18 protein-coding genes and 1 tRNA gene are annotated in these 19,242 nt (G+C 55.6%); 11 read left to right on the top strand and 8 right to left on the bottom strand.

All coding sequences use genetic code 11. The features are described 5' to 3' along the window. Position 1 precedes the first annotated feature (1 nt). The 5 genes from ACR0CG_RS02485 (at position 2) to ACR0CG_RS02465 (ending at position 7,711) form a co-directional block, all read left to right on the top strand. Positions 2-3,664: a flavoprotein gene (locus ACR0CG_RS02485; protein ID WP_480522721.1), complete on the top strand. Its 3,663-nt coding sequence runs from the start codon at positions 2-4 to the stop codon at positions 3,662-3,664. 299 nt (positions 3,665-3,963) lie between these two features. After that, entirely contained in the window at positions 3,964-5,679 is a 1,716-nt protein-coding gene (locus ACR0CG_RS02480; RefSeq protein WP_480522720.1) for a mechanosensitive ion channel family protein, read from the top strand. A gap of 283 nt (positions 5,680-5,962) precedes the next feature. Further along, positions 5,963-6,166, top strand: a complete 204-nt coding sequence (locus tag ACR0CG_RS02475) for a helix-turn-helix domain-containing protein (RefSeq protein ID WP_480522719.1) — start codon at positions 5,963-5,965, stop codon at positions 6,164-6,166. Beyond that, positions 6,166-6,672 carry a helix-turn-helix domain-containing protein gene (locus ACR0CG_RS02470; RefSeq protein ID WP_480522718.1) on the top strand — a complete coding sequence of 169 codons (507 nt, stop codon included), beginning with the start codon at positions 6,166-6,168 and terminating at the stop codon, positions 6,670-6,672. The genes ACR0CG_RS02475 and ACR0CG_RS02470 overlap by 1 nt, the downstream gene beginning before the upstream one ends. After that, on the top strand, positions 6,650-7,711 hold the full coding sequence (locus ACR0CG_RS02465; RefSeq protein WP_480522717.1) for a tyrosine-type recombinase/integrase: 1,062 nt from the start codon (positions 6,650-6,652) through the stop codon (positions 7,709-7,711). The genes ACR0CG_RS02470 and ACR0CG_RS02465 overlap by 23 nt, the downstream gene beginning before the upstream one ends. Here the strand turns inward: ACR0CG_RS02465 and ACR0CG_RS02460 are convergent, their stop codons facing one another. Further along, positions 7,712-9,316, bottom strand: a complete 1,605-nt coding sequence (locus tag ACR0CG_RS02460) for a 7-cyano-7-deazaguanine synthase (RefSeq protein ID WP_480522716.1) — start codon at positions 9,314-9,316, stop codon at positions 7,712-7,714. Here ACR0CG_RS02460 and ACR0CG_RS02455 point away from each other — a divergent pair. Next, positions 9,299-9,586 (top strand): hypothetical protein, encoded by a 288-nt coding sequence (locus ACR0CG_RS02455; protein ID WP_480522715.1) that lies wholly within the window; start codon positions 9,299-9,301, stop codon positions 9,584-9,586. The two genes, ACR0CG_RS02460 and ACR0CG_RS02455, sit on opposite strands and share 18 nt — an antisense overlap. Here ACR0CG_RS02455 and ACR0CG_RS02450 read toward each other — a convergent pair. From ACR0CG_RS02450 to ACR0CG_RS02435, 4 genes are all read right to left on the bottom strand, one after another. Beyond that, entirely contained in the window at positions 9,540-10,346 is an 807-nt protein-coding gene (locus tag ACR0CG_RS02450) for a hypothetical protein (protein WP_480522714.1), read from the bottom strand. The genes ACR0CG_RS02455 and ACR0CG_RS02450 overlap by 47 nt on opposite strands. Before the next feature lie 107 nt (positions 10,347-10,453). After that, positions 10,454-10,530, bottom strand: a tRNA-Arg gene (locus tag ACR0CG_RS02445). Between the two features lie 21 nt (positions 10,531-10,551). Next, positions 10,552-11,028, bottom strand: a complete 477-nt coding sequence (locus ACR0CG_RS02440; RefSeq protein ID WP_321249695.1) for a GNAT family N-acetyltransferase — start codon at positions 11,026-11,028, stop codon at positions 10,552-10,554. After that, a complete protein-coding gene (locus ACR0CG_RS02435) occupies positions 11,029-11,340 on the bottom strand; it encodes an ETC complex I subunit (RefSeq protein ID WP_170614197.1) in 312 nt (103 codons plus the stop codon). A 176-nt stretch (positions 11,341-11,516) separates the two neighbouring features. On the opposite strand from ACR0CG_RS02435, the gene ACR0CG_RS02430 reads away from it, so the two are divergent. The 3 genes from ACR0CG_RS02430 (at position 11,517) to ACR0CG_RS02420 (ending at position 15,320) form a co-directional block, all read left to right on the top strand. After that, complete coding sequence (locus ACR0CG_RS02430) at positions 11,517-11,996, top strand: SRPBCC family protein (protein ID WP_480522713.1); 480 nt, start codon at positions 11,517-11,519, stop codon at positions 11,994-11,996. Positions 11,997-12,077: 81 nt separating this feature from the next. Then, complete coding sequence (gene uvrB, locus ACR0CG_RS02425) at positions 12,078-14,264, top strand: excinuclease ABC subunit UvrB (protein WP_480522712.1); 2,187 nt, start codon at positions 12,078-12,080, stop codon at positions 14,262-14,264. 33 nt (positions 14,265-14,297) lie between these two features. Then, positions 14,298-15,320, top strand: a complete 1,023-nt coding sequence (locus ACR0CG_RS02420; protein ID WP_480522711.1) for a hypothetical protein — start codon at positions 14,298-14,300, stop codon at positions 15,318-15,320. 208 nt (positions 15,321-15,528) lie between these two features. Here ACR0CG_RS02420 and ACR0CG_RS02415 read toward each other — a convergent pair whose 3' ends face one another. Then, entirely contained in the window at positions 15,529-15,819 is a 291-nt protein-coding gene (locus ACR0CG_RS02415; protein WP_321249700.1) for a hypothetical protein, read from the bottom strand. Between the two features lie 224 nt (positions 15,820-16,043). Here ACR0CG_RS02415 and ACR0CG_RS02410 point away from each other — a divergent pair, with 224 nt between their 5' ends. Further along, entirely contained in the window at positions 16,044-16,751 is a 708-nt protein-coding gene (locus ACR0CG_RS02410) for an ORF6N domain-containing protein (protein WP_480522710.1), read from the top strand. Between the two features lie 119 nt (positions 16,752-16,870). Continuing rightward, positions 16,871-17,221 (top strand): hypothetical protein, encoded by a 351-nt coding sequence (locus ACR0CG_RS02405; RefSeq protein WP_480522709.1) that lies wholly within the window; start codon positions 16,871-16,873, stop codon positions 17,219-17,221. 33 nt (positions 17,222-17,254) lie between these two features. Here the strand turns inward: ACR0CG_RS02405 and ACR0CG_RS02400 are convergent, their stop codons facing one another. Both ACR0CG_RS02400 and ACR0CG_RS02395 read right to left on the bottom strand, forming a co-directional pair. Further along, a complete protein-coding gene (locus tag ACR0CG_RS02400; protein ID WP_480522909.1) occupies positions 17,255-17,608 on the bottom strand; it encodes an MmcQ/YjbR family DNA-binding protein in 354 nt (117 codons plus the stop codon). Between the two features lie 182 nt (positions 17,609-17,790). After that, a complete protein-coding gene (locus ACR0CG_RS02395) occupies positions 17,791-19,188 on the bottom strand; it encodes an aspartate aminotransferase family protein (RefSeq protein WP_480440817.1) in 1,398 nt (465 codons plus the stop codon). Between the last annotated feature and the right edge of the window lie 54 nt (positions 19,189-19,242).

Here is a 19,242-nt window from a genome sequence, read left to right as displayed (position 1 = left end):
CATGACCGAGACACAATCCTTGGGGACCGGAACAACGCAGGTTGTAAGCGACGATCAATGGGCTATCGTTCTTGAGGCGTTGCCGGATGCGGTGACGTTAAGCGAACCCCTCGAGTTGCGAGCATCATTCGATGTCTTAAACGTCGCCAAAGGAGATATCCTGCCGCCAAGCGGAATGTATGTTGTGCTCGAGGGCAATATCGCCCTTTTGCAAACTGACGAGAAGCTCGCGCGCGCCGAAACGGGAGATTATTTTTACGAGGCGCACCTTGCATATACGGAACTGCCGGTTGGCCTGACCGCCCAAGCAGAGCAAAACACAACTCTGGCTTACTTGTCGCGCAACAAATGGAGCGATCTGAAGAACGAGACACGCGAAGTATTTGTCTCAACGCTCTTTGGCGACCTGGTGAATGTCTACATGCAGGACTTCCAGCAATCCATCAATTGCTGCAGCGTTACTGCTGCGGCGTTGAGTATGACCGCACTTGGCTTCTCTTGCGAGGTCAATGACATCTTCCGGAAGGTCAACTTGCCGAGTTCCTATGTCGTCAACACGGGTATCGCGCTGGGTGAGCTTTTCGATATCGCTTGCAACTACATCCACACGGTTGGTCTTCGGGATCGGGTCAAAGTGACGCCTTTCTTCATGGACCCTGAAACAACCAGCGCGGAAACGTTGATGGAAGCCATTCTCGAATCCGAGCGTGTTGCGGGCAAAGACGATATCATTGTTGCCAATTTTCAGGTCGGCATTGCACACGGTCGTCCGATGCCCGGGGGGCATTTTGCCGTGATCGCCAAATGCAACCCGAGCACCGGCTTGCTGCATATGATGGATGTTCACCCGGAAAAGTATGGCAAGCTGTGGGTGACAACGGTCGGCCGGCTTTACGAAGCGATGTCCGATCGCGACGGAAGCTCGCACCGCGCACGGGGAATCTTGCGGTTCTCAGCCCGCGGTGCGGTCGCAACCGAACTCGAAGCGATCAAACGTGAGATCCGTTACGTGGACAGCACCATTCATCTAAGCATCTCGAATGACAAACGGCATGAGATGTTCAGGCGCTCCACACCCAACTTGAACGGTTTGAGTGTTCTTGCGGAAAGCTTCGAGATTTTCGGAGATCACGGTGCCAGCGAAGACAAGCTGATGCGGGTGGCAGAACTTTCCTACACGGAGTCGCTCGGCAAGGTCAGATCGGCCGCAGAGCTCAGCAAAATTGCTCGGAAGTATCTTGCTAAAATGGAAGATCTGCACGTCAAAGCCGAGTTTCATTCGTTCAACACGAGAACAAAAGAAAGCCCGGACACGGCGGAGGCTTGGTTCGAGGCGCAGTTGCGGACCCTTAAATCTCCTGAGACGCATAAGCCGGACCAGAGTTTTGATTCTCCCGATAGAGACGAACCGCACCAGAAAAAGCGTCACTTGCAGATCAACATCGATCTGAACAAGGTACTCGGACACAATGCCGTGGCTCTGCCCAGCAGCGATTTCACAGAAACAGCGCTCTTGCAGGAGTTCTGGTGCCTTTGTATCGCATACAATGAGGACACCGATTACGTCACCCTCGTGGATATGAGCCCTGCAACTTCGCAAGTCTGGCAGATAACCCGCACAGCTCTCTTTCATGGGCTGCGCGACAACAATGATCCCGAGATGGTCGTACTTCAAGAAAAAGAAATGCCGCGTGACCCGGGCGATGTCCAGCAGCTGTTAAAAGACCATAAACTGATCCTCTTTTATGACGACGAAGATCCGTGGTCCTACATGCTGCATAGTGTCTTGAACAACATCGGCGCCGAGGATCTGGTTGAGGTTGATGTGTCCGGCGACAGTACGCTTGCGACACGCATGCGGCGGCAGCTTGAAAAAATAACAAGCAAACCCACGGTGCCGTATTTGTTCCTCGAAGGCGAGTACCTCGGCAAAAGAAAAGACATTATGGATGCCTATATCGCCGGGCGACTTCAGGAAGACATCAAGAAGGCCGGCTTGCGCGTGTTGTTAAAAACCGAGACACCGAGCCTGGAGCACAATGACTACGGATATCCCAAGGGCGGTTTGACGGACCCACGCGACGGGAAGCGCAATGTGTTGCTTTGCGCTTGCGGCTCTTCTGCGGCGGATAAAGTGCCGGAACTTGTGCAGAAGCTCACCGACCTTGGTCACAACGTGAAACTGATCCCTTCACCCCACGCAGAGCACTTTTTCAGAGATGTGAAAGAACGAGACGAAAAGGCATACGACATTTACGACCACATCACCCCCAAAGATGTATACCGCGACAGCGATGAATGGAACTTCCGGTATACGCAGTTTGATATGGCGGTGCGCGCCTCTCACCTCGCATTGTGCGATTGGGCGGATTGCGTGGTTGTGGCACCAATTACATGTAACACTATGGGGAAAATTGCGCATGGGATCGGAGATACGCTGCTGACGTCGGTTTTTGTCGCCTGGCAGTATCACACCAAACCCGTCATATTTTGCCCTGCCTGCAATACGAATATGTGGAACAACATCACGACGCAGAACAATGTCGCTATCCTAAAACGTCTTGGAGGAACATTTGCGGGGCCGCGCCGCTCCAAACTCTCGAATGGCACAATGGGTATCGGTGCCATGGCCACTCCTAGCGAAATCGTCACGGCTCTGAACATTGCATTTGATGATCTGGACCATCAACCGGACCGCATTATCAAATGGGCGAAAGAAGCGTCCATGTCGCGCGATCACCTACTGTGGGATCGTATTTTCAGAATGATACGGGAAGATGTGGTTGGTGTGAATGTACTCGATCACGAAACAAAAGACACATTGCTGCATTTTGCTTGCGGTGGCCCCGGCGAGACACTGGGCACAGGAACCACCCACGGCATTGAACATGTCGCCGCTGTCGAAGAATTGTTGAAACTCGGTATCGACGTGAACAGCGTCAACATTGCTGGCTACTCTGCCATGCACGTTGCCATCAAGAACGGCGCAGAAGATATCATCAGGCTGATCCTCGACACTGGCGATTTCAAGGTTCTGAGTTGCATGCGGATGTTGTTGGACCCTGACGTCGAACTTTCAGACGAAACCCGGAAGTTGCTCAACGAGTGGGCCGAGAACGTGCGTAGTGATCTGCCGCAGGAGGAGGATTTAGATGAAGACGACGCGCTGGACGACGACAATGACACAACATACCTCTACTTTACGTATGGGTCGCTGAAGCGCGGATTCCCGAATTATGAGAAAAACGCAAAGCTGCTGAGCGATTTTGTCGGCGCGGCGACAACTACGCAGACCATGCCGTTGATCGTGCAGAAAGAACCGGCCTGCGACAATCCTAATTGTGGTTTCCTACATCGCATGGCGACGTTGGTGGATAAGAAAGGTTCGGGCAAACATGTCCGCGGCGAGGTGTACCGCGTGACGGCGCAGGGATTGAAAGAGCTTGATAACCTTGAGGGTTACGACCCCATCAACCGCGAAGGCAACACTTATGTTCGCAAAACAATTGCGGTCGATTTAGCGGGCAAAACTGAAAAAGCCTTTTGCTATTTCATTGTCAATCCGGAGAAGTACCAAGCAGCAGTTGCTGCAGGAACGTCTGAAATCGTTTCCGAGTACACGCAGGAGATGGCCATCGCGACACCGAAAACAGAGAGCGTTTAGGAGATGATATAGCCGTTGGAGTATCACAGTGTCTTTTGCAGTCAACGTTCAGTGCCAGGCCCGTAGAGCGAATGCGCCTGATCGGTTACCCGTGTTTAGAGACTTTAGACCACATCGTTATCGGATCCAACTGATGACGAGCGGCATTCGAAGATGATAATTTGGTCCGCTACTTGGCTGCACCGCATTTGCAAAATTGCCAATTTGGACCCCGATATATCCTCGGATGTGCCGACAATTTTATGTCGTCGCCAGACGAGCTATGTAAGTAACTGATATTCAAAAAAGTTGGTTCAAAAATGCTTCATTCGAACCGCGTCATCTGCGCTGTAGCATTCACCATTCTAACGCTACTTTCTTCGGTGGCTTTAGCGCAGTCTGTGGAACACCCCCTTCGGCCACCAAAGACCGGAAGCCCGCAGGCGACCTTGCAAGCTTTTGTTGCCGCGATGGCCGATGTTTACAAGATCGCAACGCAGCCTGATGCTAAAGGATCGGATACAATACTGCCTCTACGTCGAGCAGCGGCGACGATTGACATGTCGCTGTTTCCGCCTGAAATCCGGCGCAGCCAGTCCATTGAAGTTGCTTTACTGTTGGATGAAATTTTTGATCGTATAGGGCTACCGGACATCACTCAGGCGCCATCCGTTGACGATGAAACGCCAAACAAATGGCGCGTCCCGAATACCCCAATAACAATTGCTCTTGTCGAAAGCGGGCCGCGCACAGGCGAATACCTTTTTTCCGCCAGCACCGCTCAGAATATCCGCGAATATTATGATGCGATACGCGAACTGCCTTACATCGACACTTCGTCACCGGGCCTGTACACGGCCTATCTGACGACGCCCGGACCCGGGATCGCGCTCAGGTGGAGCGAAGGCTTGCCGGACTGGAGCAAGTTGGTCGTTTTTGAGCAAACATATTGGCAATGGATCGCGCTGGCCGGGGTTACAATACTGCTCACCGTGCAGTTTATTCCTATTTTGCGCACTTCGCGCTCGGTAGGCACCGCGGAAACGCAGGAGCAGGAGCGCGCGAAAAGGCTAAACCAGTTTGTAACTCTGCTTGCTGCGCTCGCACTCACGATAGCAGCAGCATGGTTTGTGGATGAAATCGTCAATCTCACGGGCGATACTCAGATCACCGTTGCCTATGTTCTGGCCGTCCTGCGGTTTGTTCTATTGGGTTGGATTATCGTTGTTGCCGGAAATGTCTTTGTGGATGTTGTCAGTTGGGCGCGAGGTTTGGAGCCAAACTCGGCAGGGGTACTTTTGTTAACTGTTGCGAGTTGGATCGTTGTAGGGCTCTTTCTTTTTGCGCTCATAGTCGCGGCCGCACAAAGGTTCGGTTTCCCGGCTTATTCAGTAGTAACTGGTCTCGGCGTCGGCGGTATTGCTATCGGACTTGGCGCACAAGCATTGGTTCGGGATATCTTGTCCGGCGTATTTTTCCTGATGGACGATGCCTTTCGCAAAGGAGAATACGTGCAGGTGGGTGACGCTATGGGGAACGTCGAAAAGATCTCAATCCGGTCAATGCAACTTCGCCACCATCTCGGCGCCATTCATACAATCCCGTACGGGCAGATTGCTCAACTTACAAATTTCAGTCGCGATTGGGTCATTGTAAAACTCAGCTTCACGGTACCCTATGACACTGATCCGAAAGTCATTAAACGGAAGTTTAAGGAGATCGGCGAAGATATGGTGAACGACCCGGCTTTCGCGGGTAGTTTTATCGAACCCTTTAAGAGCCAGGGAGTTTTTGATTTCGACGATGTCGGTATGGTTGTCAGAGGCAAGTTCATGACTAAGCCTGGTGAACAATTTACTATCCGCGCGGAACTGCAGGCCCGTGTAAAGGCTGCTTTCGACGATGCAGGTATAAATTTTGCCCGTAAAGAGGTGCGGGTCGCGATGCCAGAAGTTGAAGGAACTGGCGATCGACCGAGCGCTGAGCAATTTGCGGCAGTTGCAGCGGCAAGTACCAGCGAATTTCCGAAAGAATAAACGACTACTTTGGGCTCCAAGCCGTCTTACAAGCATTTTTGATTAACGTCAGCTTTCGGGTCATTTGCAGCCGCTGACTCCCTGCGATTTGGATGGCAAGGTCACGCATTTTGCGGATGGGTCACACCTTTCTGATTCAAGTCTCATAATATCAATGATTTAGCCCTGGCATGTGTCACGCCTTTATTGGCGGCGGCCACAGATTTTAGAGATCCGAACCCTCACTTTGTTCAACAGAAGCGGACCGAACTTCCTCGTGCCGCAGTGAGCAATTGAGGTTGATATGCCAAAGATGACGCAAGATCAGCTGGCGGAGCGCTGGCACATGTCGCCGCGGACGCTGGAGCAGTGGCGCTGGCTCGGAAAGGGCCCCAGGTTTTTGAAGATCGGCGCGCGCGTTTTGTACGATGAAAGCGTGATCGAAGCCTATGAAGAGGCCCAGATCTGCCAGAACACATGCGGACCGGTTTCCGGGGAAGGTGTGTAATGGCAAAGTCCTTCCCCGCTCATAAAATCAAATCGCACCTTGTCTACACGGCCTGGGAGGTGGCGGACGTTTTGGGCTGTCATCGCCAGACCGTCATTCGCTGGATTGGGAACAACGGACTTTCGGCTGATACCAGCAGCAAGCCCTGGTTGATCGAAGGACATGTGCTCAAGGACTTCCTCGGACAAAGACAACGCAAGGCGCGGTGCAAGTTGGCATTGCATCACTGCTACTGCCTCAGCTGCAGAGGTCCGCGCGAACCCGACGGCAAGATCGCGGACTATGCTCAGGAAACAGCTTCCAGCGGCCGCCTAACAGCCCTCTGTCCGACGTGTGGTGCGGTCATGAACAAGATCATTCGCCGTTCAGATCTGGAAGCCATTCAGGCCAAACTGGAGGTCACACTTCAACAAGCCTCCCCAAGATTAGTGTCCTGTACCGAACCCCATTCAAAAGTGACCTTGAAGGAGGAGCCCGAGACCCATGCCAAAACACACCTCGGATAACCTGCGCATCAAGCGCAAACACCTCGTCTGGCTGAAGGACGCAAAGGGGCTGTCGCAATCTTCGATCGACAAGGCTGCAGCGTCGATTGCCATCTATGACAGATGGCTCAAAGGTAAGGACTACAGGGCGTTCCATTCAGAAAGGGCGCGCGCGTTCAAACGCCATCTGCAAGGTCTGCGCAATGAACGAACGGGCGCGCCACTGTCAGCAGCTACGATCAACGGTGTGTTGCGCGACGTCTTGAAGCTTTTGGACTGGATGGCGGACCAACCGGGGTACAAGTCCAGGATCTCGCGCGCAGACGTTGCTTATCTCACGCCGGATCGCAAATCGGAACAGGCCCGTCGCAGCACCCTGTGGAAGCCGCATCCGTCCCATGAACAACTAAATCACCTTTTGTCCATCGCGCCTGCAGAAACAGTGGTCCAGCGCCGTGACCGCGCCCTGATCGCCTTCCTTTTCTTGACCGGATCACGTGAAGGTGCCGCCATCACCGTGCAACTGCGTCATGTCGATCTAGCCAATAAATGCGTGCAGTTTGACGGCCGTTCCGTGGATACAAAGTTTGGAAAGTCCTTCATGACCAGTTTCTTTCCCTTCGGTGATGATGTCGAAAGGATTCTGCGAGACTGGATCACAGAGCTTCGTCAGGACCATCTTTTCTCGGACACGGATCCTCTGTTCCCAAAGACGCGCGTCGCTGTTGGCCCGTCCAGACGCTTTGAGGCATTAGGTATCGCGCGCGAGCCGTGGGCCGGCCCGTCGTCAGCGGCCAGGATCTTCAAGCAAGCTTTCGTCAACGCCGGGCTGCCACCGTTTTCGCCGCACCGCGTGCGAGATACGATCGCAGAGCTGGCAAAACTTCACTGCAGGACACCAGAGGATTACAAAGCCTGGTCGCAGAACATGGGACACAACGACGTGATGACGACGTTCAGCTCCTATGGTTCCGTTTCACCTGGTCATCAGGTCGAACTGATGGGGCGGTATCGCCGCCGTGGACCGTTGCCAGACGAGGACGCGGTAATTGATGAATGATCAGCTCCGGTGGCGCACCCGAACGACCACGCGTTCGGGTGCAAGCCGGTATCCGTTCCAAGAGAGATTTTCGATCAACTCTTCGGGCTTATCAACTGACAGACCAGCGGATTCGAATCTCTTTGCAATCGTTCTTCGCGCGGTCAGTATTCTCCGCCTAACGACTTCGTCGGATTCAACGCCTAATTTTTCGACGAGGTCGCCAGACTTCAAGCAGGGAAATTCCAAAGGTTCGCGACCTTTGCCTGCCGCACGGAGCCACTCTTCAGCCAAAACGATCAACAGATCCGCTGTGGCGTTTTTCTTAAGCTCAATATGTTCGCCGATCAAAACCAAACGTGAGGTTCTTTCGATTTCTATGGTCAGCGGTGGTTTCTCATTCTCGCTTTTATCAACTGAGGCAGCTGGCACGAAAGGCAAGGACAAGGCGCTCTGCATCTCGCCATATAGTCTTGGCAAACTCTGTTCTGGGAACTCGCCGGGTGACTTGCTTTCGAGAGTTCTGCGCATGACAGATGTGACCGCCTTGCCGTGGCGGTTCAGCAAATCTGCGATCATCGACATTGCTGTGTCTGGTGGACTGTCGAGATGATTGACCGCGTCCAGAACAACCGGGAAACTCCGGGCCAGCGCATCTGGTGTGGCGTTCCCGAAGAACACTGCATTGCGTACGTAGGACAACGCCATCTCCCGGTCGGTCCCGTTCGGTCGAGCGTCCGACACAAGGTCCACTCGATAGGCATCTTCCGGGTCAAATCGCTCCAACCCCTTTGAAAGCATCGCGAACCGCCGATCGATACACTGCGAACAGCGCCCACAATGGAAGTATTGATGGGTTTGATTATGCACATCAGCGCAACTGCGCGTCTCAACGATCTGGTCTGCCATCCCAAGTTGGGAGATGCGCTCCACGACTTCAGCTTTAGTGCGCGCGAAGTAGGGATTGTCGACCCGCATATCGTTCTCGAAAACAAGCCGCAGAAGACCGGTGAACAGCTTCAGTGTCTTTGGATGCGTGGTTCGCGTCGCTCGTGTTCCAAGGACGTTGCCAACCGGCGGTAGGTTGAGGCTCACGACCCCGTTTTCATGGAACGACACGCGGTCCAGTCCGAAGGCCGTTGCAGTGATCGACCCAAGTACCGCGAACAAGAATGAGCGTGTGCGATGCGTTCTTTCGGCGGTCGATCGGCTCTTCAACTGGGCGGTCATGGGAATGTGACGGCACGTTTCCGGTCCGTACCGTTTGCTCAACGCTGAGATCAGCCGTTTCTGGACCGGCGCTATTTTCGTGGACGAGGCATGACTGACCAAAGCAACCCGATGCTTCTGTTCTACGATTTCTTCCACAGCGCCCGCAAAGGAATCGAGCCCGCCGGAAAACATCAGGACGCGGTGGGGCGTCCATGAACTATTTCGGCCGAATTTGAAAAAGCGCGATCGCTCTGCATCCGGTTCGTCTTTGGTCGAAAAAGAAAATTCAAAGCGGTCGCCGGATAGAAACATCAACGTTTCTTCCAGAGCCTGTATTACGCTCTCACGTTGCCAGAAATCCAGATCGCGTACCGGCATGGTGGCTACGAACCGTCTGTGCCACTTCTCACCCATCTTCTGATCCGCCGGGCCACCACGGCTGACTGCCGCGTCCGCGCAATAGACAAGCGCGGCAATCTCCAGCAAATCGAGTGCACGATCCTGCAGGCCCTCGACCAATTGACGGTTCAATTGTCCAATCCGCAGCGTCATTGCGACTTCGCGGCCAGCAATATCGAGACGCAGGACTTCATCACCGCCGCTTTTTGTCAGGGGCGGCAACCATCTGACTTCAACTTCAGGCAACGGCGCGACGGCGCCCAAACTCCGAGCGCATCTTTTTGAACGCGTAAGCTGTGAACTTGTCTATTGCATCGCGATCAAGCGCCTGCTTCTGCCAGACGGTATTGCCATACCAGCCGCACGCATATTCTTCGACAATTCTAGACACTTCAAATGTGTGCTGGGCGAGGGCTTGTTGAAATGCCACTCGCTGTGCATCGGTGGAAAAGCGTCTATCCTCGCCAGTGTGATTGGCGAGTTCCCGGCTCAGATAGTAGTCTAGAGAGCGGTATGTCAGCCGGGCAAAGAAATCCCGCGCGAGTCTTGCAAAAGCATCGCCCGAGGCGAAACTCGCGAGTGCTTGGCGAATTTCCTGCGGTGTCGGTTCAAACAGGGATGGCAACCGGTCGTGCAGCTGAACGGAAAGGCTTTCCAAGAGCGCGGCCTTCGCCAATTCTCCTGCATCTGAGGAACTTCGGAGATCGAAGCTCCTGCCATCAACGGCACGATCCAAACCGGCCAGCAAGCCGGTCACTGAACCGAGTTCCGAGGTCGTAATGCCCAAGTCAGCCAAAGCGTCTTCGAAGCCCGGAGCCCTTGCAAGCAAAGGCAGCCTCACGAGGAGATCACTTACAAACTGAAACCTGGGGTCACGACTCGCCCGTGCGAGATCGCTCTCAGATGCATCCGCTGCGACCTCGGCGATCTCTTCGACTGACGCATCGGTTGCGATCAGATCAACGACCTCGCGCCACTTCCTGGACCGAGGCAACGTGCCAAGCCTGATGTGTCCCATCAGCTCCTCCCTCTCTTGCAGGGTCATGCAACCATCAGGCGAATGTAAAGGGAAAAATCGGCACCTACGCTTACCCTACGCTTACCTATCAAGCAAGATACGCACGAGGTTAATGCATAAACATTTGAAATTATTGGCGATCCCTGAAGGACTCGAACCCTCAACCTGCTGATTAGAAGTCAGCTGCTCTATCCAGTTGAGCTAAGGGACCGCTGCGCCCTTCTTGCGGTTTTTACGGGCGGGGTTCAAGGGCCAAGCGCATGAAGGCGCTGTTGAGGTCGTCTTCGTAACCGTAGATTGGCCCGCAATAGGCATATCCCAGCGCCTCATACAGCTTACGGGCCGCGTCATATTCGGGCAGGTGGTCGGCACCGGTTTCCAGAACCAGGGCGGAAACCCCTTCGCTCTGCGCCAGATTTGCCAGGTGGTTCATCATGGTGCGTGCCAGCCCGCGCCCGCGCACTTCTGAGATGATATGCACGGATTTCACCTCGGCCGTGCCGTCCGGCAGGGTCTTAAGCGCACCGCACCCGACCGGCTTGCCGGCCTCATACATCGCCCAGAACCGAATGCCCGGCCCTGCCAGCGACTCGGCGTCCATGGTGTGGTTGCTTTCTGCAGGCCCTGCCGTTTCGCTATGGGCAAAATGCGCCTCGACCACCGGGCGCAATGCGTCCGAGGTTGGGTCGGCCTCGCGGATTTCGATCATTCAATGAGTCCAGGGACCGCGCCGGTCGGTGGCGAAATTCTCGCCATAGCCACGGGCGCGCAGGTTCGGTTTGCGCTTGTGCGGTTCGCTGACAACCGCATCAATCCCATTGCTCTTGGCATAGTCCAGCGCTTCTTCCTTGGTGTCGAACTTGAGACGCACTTGGGTCTGTGTGTCACTGGATGAGGTCCAGCCCATCAACGGATCAACCTCACGCGCGGATGCAGGGGCATATTCCAGAACCCACTTGCGGGTCTTGGCCATCCCCGAGGTCATTGCATTCCTTGCAGGCTGGTAAATCCGTGCGCGCATGTCGCCTCTCCGTACTCATTTGGCTTTGGATGTTATGCGTCAGAGCGCGTACGGGGACAAGTCCGCAATTGTCGCGGCGCGCCCGCAGGCTTTCGGCATCGCACCGCTCTGCTGATGCCAGAAACTGTCATCATGGTCATCTAAATATTGTTGAACCCCATGACGAGGATAGACAGATGATCCATCACGAAAGAACCCTGGAAATCGATGCCCGGCCCGAGGCCATCTGGTCTGTACTGAGCCGGTTCACGAATATCGACGAATTCGCTCCTCAGGTAAAATCCGTGGATGCCTTGACACGAGGCCAGAATGGCGTGGGATCAAAACGGCGCTGCCACTTTGAAAACGGCACCTCATTGGTAGAAGAAGTCACGGACTGGCAAATCAACCGGGGCTATCGTGTTCAACTGTCGGACATGTCTGCCATGCCTTTGACCGAAGCGCACGCAGCGATTGCTGTCGAACCACTTGCGAACAACCGCTCAAGGGTGGTCTGGAGCATGGATTTTCAAATGAAATATGGGCCTCTGGGTTGGCTGTTGGGGCAGATGCTACTGAAGCCGATGATCGGGCGGGTTTTGGACCGCAACCTGAAAGCGCTCGCTGAGAAAGTGCAGTCGGACCACATTCCTTACCTGCAGTTTGCCTATTATTAGAACTGCGCATTCCAATCCGGATCAGCCCTTGCAGTTGGACAAAATAAGAACAAATGTAGGGGTCTGACCCGGAGCCTGCCTATGCCCTATGCCCATTCCGACAAGACCCAACTGACCGCAGAGGACGTGCGCGCGCGCCTGAAACTCGAGGGCGGCAAGCAGTTTGTCATGCACACCGAATTTGCGCCGGCGGGTGACCAACCCACGGCCATCAAGGAACTGGCCGGGGGTGTTCTGGACGGCGAACGCGATCAGGTGTTGTTGGGCGCGACCGGGACGGGCAAGACCTTCACCATGGCCAAGGTCATCGAGGAAACCCAGCGACCTGCCATCATTCTTGCGCCGAACAAGACGCTGGCGGCGCAGCTTTATGGAGAGTTCAAAGGGTTCTTTCCCGAAAACTCGGTCGAGTATTTCGTGTCCTACTACGACTATTACCAGCCCGAGGCCTATGTGCCGCGGTCGGACACGTACATTGAAAAAGAATCGCAGATCAACGAACAGATCGACCGGATGCGCCACTCGGCCACGCGGGCGCTGTTGGAGCGCGATGACGTGATCATTGTAGCCTCGGTCTCCTGCATCTACGGTATCGGGTCCGTTGAGACATACGGGGCGATGACGCAGGACCTGAAGGTCGGCAACGAATACGACCAACGGCAGGTAATGGCCGATCTGGTGGCCCAGCAATACCGGCGCAACGATCAGGCGTTTCAGCGCGGGTCGTTCCGGGTGCGCGGTGACAGTCTGGAAATCTGGCCTGCCCACCTTGAGGATCGCGCGTGGAAGCTCTCGTTCTTCGGTGAGGAACTGGAACAGATCACCGAATTCGATCCTTTGACCGGCGAGCGCGCCGCGACGATGGAACAGGTGCGCGTCTATGCGAACTCTCACTACGTGACGCCGAAACCGACGATGCAGCAGGCGATTGTTGGGATTAAGAAAGAACTCCGCATCCGGCTGGACCAACTGGTCGGCGAAGGCAAACTGCTGGAAGCCCAACGTCTGGAACAGCGCACCAACTTTGACCTTGAGATGCTCGAGGCCACGGGCGTCTGCAACGGGATCGAGAACTACTCACGTTACTTGACGGGTCGCGCACCGGGCGAGCCTCCCCCGACCCTGTTCGAATTCATCCCTGACAATGCCATCGTCTTCGCCGATGAAAGCCACGTCAGCGTGCCGCAGATCGGCGGCATGTACCGGGGCGACTATCGGCGCAAATTCACGCTGGCCGAGCACGGCTTCCGCCTGCCGTCGTGCATGGACAACCGCCCCCTCAAGTTTGAGGAATGGGACGCCATGCGCCCGCAGTCCGTCTTCGTCTCGGCCACTCCGGCGAAATGGGAGATAGAACAGACCGGCGGCGTCTTCACCGAACAAGTGATCCGCCCCACGGGCCTCTTGGACCCGGAGGTCGAAATCCGCCCCGTCTCGATGCAGGTAGACGATCTACTGGACGAGGTACGCAAGGTCGCCGCCAATGGCTACCGCACGCTGGTCACCACGCTGACCAAGCGCATGGCCGAGGACCTGACCGAATACCTGCACGAACAGGGCATCAAGGTCCGCTACATGCACTCGGACATCGACACGCTGGAACGCATCGAAATCCTTCGCGACCTGCGGCTGGGGGCGTTTGACGTACTGGTCGGCATCAACCTGCTGCGCGAAGGGCTCGACATCCCCGAATGCGGGCTGGTCGCCATTCTGGATGCAGACAAAGAGGGGTTCCTGCGCTCGGAAACCTCGCTGATCCAGACCATCGGCCGCGCCGCGCGGAACGCCGATGGCCGCGTGATCATGTATGCCGACAAGATCACTGGTTCAATGGAACGCGCGCTGGGCGAGACCAACCGCCGCCGTGCCAAGCAGCTTGCCTATAATCAGGAACACGGCATCACCCCCGAGACGGTGAAAAAGAATGTCGAGGACGTTCTGGCCGGTCTCTACGAAGGCGACGTCGACATGAACCGCGTCACCGCCACCATCGACAAACCGATGCACGGCGCGAACCTCGAGGCCCATCTGGACGGTCTGCGTGACCAGATGCGCAAAGCCGCTGAGAATCTGGAATTCGAAGAGGCCGCCAATATCCGCGATGAGATCAAACGTCTGGAAGCGGTCGATCTGGCCATCGCCGACGACCCCATGGCCCGCCAATGGGCGGTCGAGAAAGCCTCGGAAGACGCGGTGAAATCACGCGGACGGTCAACGGCTGGCAGGCCGGGGCAGCGGGGCGGAAATGTGAAGCGGCGGAAACGCTAGCACACATCGGCATTTTGTTTTGAGAATACGTTCATGAACCACCACTCTCACGTCACAATAAAGAACTTAACGACACCGATTATTCTAGAAGCGGATGCGGCGAACTGGCCCACACTAGAAATTAATGGAAAACAGTTAGTTCGAGTTTTTCAACCAATAATCAGCGGCCCGGTAAATAGGTCCACAAACCCTACAATCGATCTGCTAAAAATTTTCAGTATCAGCAACTCCAAGGGGAACTCGACAGACCTTAGTGGGCTAAGATTGCTTCCAAATTTGGACGCGGAAGGTGAACAGCCAACAGCTACATTTTATGGAACGGAAATCTTTGACGGAACTGCGAGTATATTCCCAGCCAACACGGTAGTTTTTGAAACTCGGTCACAAACAGATGAGAGCAACGTAATTGCTGGTTTCGTGCGCAATTTTCGGCGCGCAACTCGCCAGGTTTGGTTAAACCGCATCGGGAACGTTTTGGAGTTACCAGACACGGTCCGCTTTGGACTTGATGTCGAAAGAAACGCTGAGTCACCGGTTAGAAGTATCGAGGTAAAATTCGGTTTCAGTGGGATATACCGTGCAAGTTTTGGGCAATGGGAGGATGCTTGGAAAAATGCCGAAGCCTCGTCTGCGCCTGTACCTTTTGACTTTGTTCAAGATGCTCATTTTACCATGTACATGGGTGACTTTAGTGATTTTGTTTTGAGAGCGGCCATCGCGGTCGAAGTCTTAAAGTATCACCTCTGGGACACCCTTTACGCTGCTCATCGCTGCCAAGCAAAGGATCAAAAATCCGCAAGCAATGACACCAAGAAAATTCATAGGTATTTCAGCGAAGTCCTCAAGGATATCACCGGCAAGTCTCTCTTAGTTAGCGATCCCAAAACGCACTACACGATTAAGAAATGTTGGGAGTTGAGAGGGCTAATAGCTCACGGGAAGCATCACAAATGCGCAGCCCTAATCAAAGAAGACGAAAAAGATAATTTTCAGCTAGAGTTGGTGGAGGCTCTGTATTCTTTGTCAGAATTTGTCCAGACTACTATTTCAGAGTGATCGTGGAATGGCTGTTCTAGCTCATCTCTTTCGCATCACCCCACACTGCAAACTTGCAGCCCAGCGCTCCCTCCTCCACGTTTGAAATCACAAATTGTGAGTCCAAACGGCTGCCGTGACGAACTCCAACACCCTGCCCGGCACGCATGAGGTCCAAAGCGCCGTTCTCTCCGACAAAATAGAAGGGCGGGTAACCCCGCCCAAACCTTTACCCCTTGTCCCAATGCGCAATCACATCGTATCCCACCGGTGAGGGCGGGCCTTCCATGAATTCGGCGAAATGGCCCCACAGTTCGGCCACTTTGGGCGCGTTTGCGTTCGAGGTCGCCTCGCTCTCGACGACCGAGATCACATAGCCCGAACCGTCCTCGTTCATCACGTTGGTAAAGCTGTGTATGCCGGGCATACCCATAATCTCGGACTTCAATGCGTTCATCTTCGCCGTCGCCGCCTCCCGCGTGCCGGGCTTCATTTTGTATTGAGTAATTCGCGCAAACATCACTTTCCTCCCTCGTCTGGCGAAATTGCCATGTGGCGGCGCCGGAGCGGCCTCGCCGGGCGCACCCTAGCACGACAGCGCGAAATCTCGCATTGATACGAGGGATTTGTGGGCGTTTTCAACTATACGCCTGACCGTATCCGGGCAGCTGACACTTCAAGGTTGCAGCCCAGCGCCCACTGCTTCACGTTTGAAATCACTAATTGTGATTCCAAACGGTTGCCATGACGAGCCCAAACACTCTGCCCTCAACGCATGAAGTCCAAAGCGCCATTCATCGGGTACGCGGTGCCCGTGTGGTGCTGGCCGAGGATCTGGCGCAGTTCTACGGAAAATCCGTCAGCGCCTTCAATCAGGCCGTGTCGCGCAACAAGGATCTGTTCGAAGGCTACCGCTTTCAACTGACCTATGCCGAGGTCGCCGATTTGCAATCACAGAATGTGATCTCAAAACCAGTGGGCCGCGGCGGGCGGCGGGTCAATCCGTGGGTCTATACCGATTACGGCGTGGCCATCGCCTCGGCCCTGTTCAAGGACCCACGCGCGATCAGGATCACCCGGATGATTACTGAGGCTTTTGTCGACGGCGCAAATGCTCTGGCCGAGACCCCGCGCAGCGTGCCGGAAATCCTGCCGCCCGAGGGCACCCCCGCCCCGCTGCTGCCGAATGGCGATCAGTTGAGGGCTCTTGCCGAAAACATCCTCGATTCCGGGCAGCAGAGCCTAGTCGATTATATCGCCAACCCTACCACCAAGCGGCAACAGGCAGTGGCGGTGATCATGAAGACGCTGGCCGAAACCGCTGGCGAAGAGGTACGCACCCAGCGGGAACGTTTGCGCCTGAGCATCGCGGAACGCCTGGCCACCGGCGACTACGCGGATGACGATGATCGGAAACGGTTGCTGGACCTGCTGAACGCGATGAAGGGATAGCCGCACTTGCCTCAACGCCGTCAACGGCTAGTTACCAAAGGATGCGCTTAGTTATTTTACCTCTTATCCTGGCCACGCCAGCCTCCGCATGGGAGGCCACGGTCGGGTCGATTTGCACCTTGTCGCATGACACGAGCACGGCCGAAATCTTTCTGACCTATGACCCGGCGCAACCGCTTTATACGCTGACCATCACCCGCAAGACCGAGGGTTGGACGCAGGCGCCGTGGTTCGCCATGCGCTTTGACGGCCCGAACCCGATCGAAATCGCGACGTCGCGCCATGTACTGTCCGAAAACGCCGAATCTCTGACCGTCACGGATACCGGGTTTGGCAATGTTCTGGATGGGTTGGAATACAATCAGACCGCCTATGCCTTTACGCAGGACAAGCTGACCGAGTTTCCATTGGACGGCGCGGCACCGCAAGTTCGTATCTTTCGAGACTGCGCTGGGGCCCAGCTGTCCTGATCGGTCGGCGGGCGGGATGAGTCATCGCCGCCCCTACAGCCCCAACTCCGCCCTTACCTTCTTGGTCAGCTTGGCCACGACCATTTCGTAAGAGGTGATGATATGCTCGCGCAGGGTCGCATCGCTCATACCGCGCGGCTCATAGACCTGCAGCCATTTCATCCCGCGCGACGCCAGATAGGGCGCGGGGCGGATGCCGGGTTCGTCGCCCAGCACCTCGAAAGCCAGATCGGTAGCCTTGAAGGTGAACGCATCGCGCCCTTCGTTCCAGCCGCAGAGCGCGAACACCTTGCCGCCCACTTTCCACACATCCGCATTGCCCCACTGCACTACATGGCTGGTGGCTGCGAGCGAGGCGCAGAAGGTGTTGAATTCATCGCGGGTCATCCCGATGACAGTGCCGGTCCGGGTGAGACGTGGCAATATGCGGCGCGTGTTAATTTTGAAATAGCCGTGACCGGCCGCTCTGGTTTCACGCTTGCCCGAAATTCTCAGCTTTCCTGAAAGAAAACGACCCCGAAATCCTGTCAGGATTTCGGGGCCCAATCACGCGGCGCGGCGCAATCGCGTCAGGATGCCGCCTTCATCAGCCCCTGCTTGATGATCTCGGCCTGCGCCTCATCCAGTGACTTGTAGATGCGCACGAACATCTCATCGATGTCCGCCGGGGTCAGGATCAGCGGCGGCGAAATGATCATGCGGTCACCCACGTGGCGCATTATCAAATTGTTGGCAAAGCAGCGGTCGCGGCAGATATAGCCGATCGTGCCGGGTTCGGACGCGAACTTGGCACGGCTGGCCTTGTCCGGGGTCAGCGCGATTGATGCCATCATGCCGACGATCTTCGCCTCACCCACCAATGGGTGATCGGCCAGAGCCTCCCACTTCTCTTTCAGATAAGGCGCGGCCACATCGCGGACATGCTCAACGATCTTTTCCTCTTCGAGAATACGCAGGTTTTCCAGCGCCACGGCCGCGGCGACCGGATGACCAGAATAGGTGTAGCCGTGGTTGAATTCGGTGCCGCCAATAACTTCGGCAATCTCATCGTTCACAATCGAGCCGCCGATGGGCGCATAACCCGAGCTGAGGCCCTTTGCGATGGTCATGATATGCGGTTTGATGCCAACGGTTTGCGATCCGAACCAGTTTCCGGTTCTGCCAAAACCACAGATCACCTCATCGGCGATGAGCAGGATATCGTATTTGTCGCAGATCCTCTGGATCTCGGGCCAGTATGTGTCGGGCGCGACGATAACGCCGCCTGCACCCTGAACCGGTTCGGCAATAAATGCCGCGACCCGGTCTTCGCCCAGTTCCTGAATGGCTTCTTCCAGCTCGCGCGCACGGGCCAGGCCGAACTCCTCCGGCGACATGTCGCCGCCTTCGGCCCACCAGTTGGGCTGGTTGATGTGGTGGATGTTCGGGATCGGGATGCCGCCCTGCGCATGCATGCCTGCCATACCGCCCAGCGAAGCCGAACCCACGGACGAGCCGTGATAGGCGTTATGGCGGCTGATGATGATGTTCTTGTCGGGCTGGCCTTTTTCGGCCCAATAGGTCCGCACGAGGCGGATATTGGTGTCGTTGGCCTCGGACCCGCCGGCGGCGAAGAAGACGTGGTTCAGGTCGCCCGGGGCCAGTTCGGCGATCTTGGCGGCCAGTGCAATGGCGGGCACGTGGGTCGTTTTGAAGAAGGTGTTGTAATAAGGCAGTTCACGCATCTGACGCGCGGCCACGTCGGCCAGTTCATCACGGCCATAGCCGATATTGACGCACCACAGTCCGGCCATGGCGTCCAGAATTTCTTCGCCTTCGCTGTCGGTCAGGTAAACGCCGCTGGCGCGGGTGATGACGCGGGCCCCTTCCTTTCCGAGTGAGCCGTTTGCGGAAAACGGGTGTATGTGATGGGCCGCATCCAGGGCCTGAAGTTCGGCGGTGGGCATGTGATTGGTTATGATGGACATCCGAGAATCCCCTGCAACGATGGTTGCTTCACACAATATGATCAAATTCTACGC

It is taken from the genome of Ruegeria sp. AB8 (assembly GCF_056542605.1).
The sequence above is the reverse complement of the archived record's forward strand: the minus strand, read 5'-3'. Positions and strand labels throughout refer to the sequence as shown.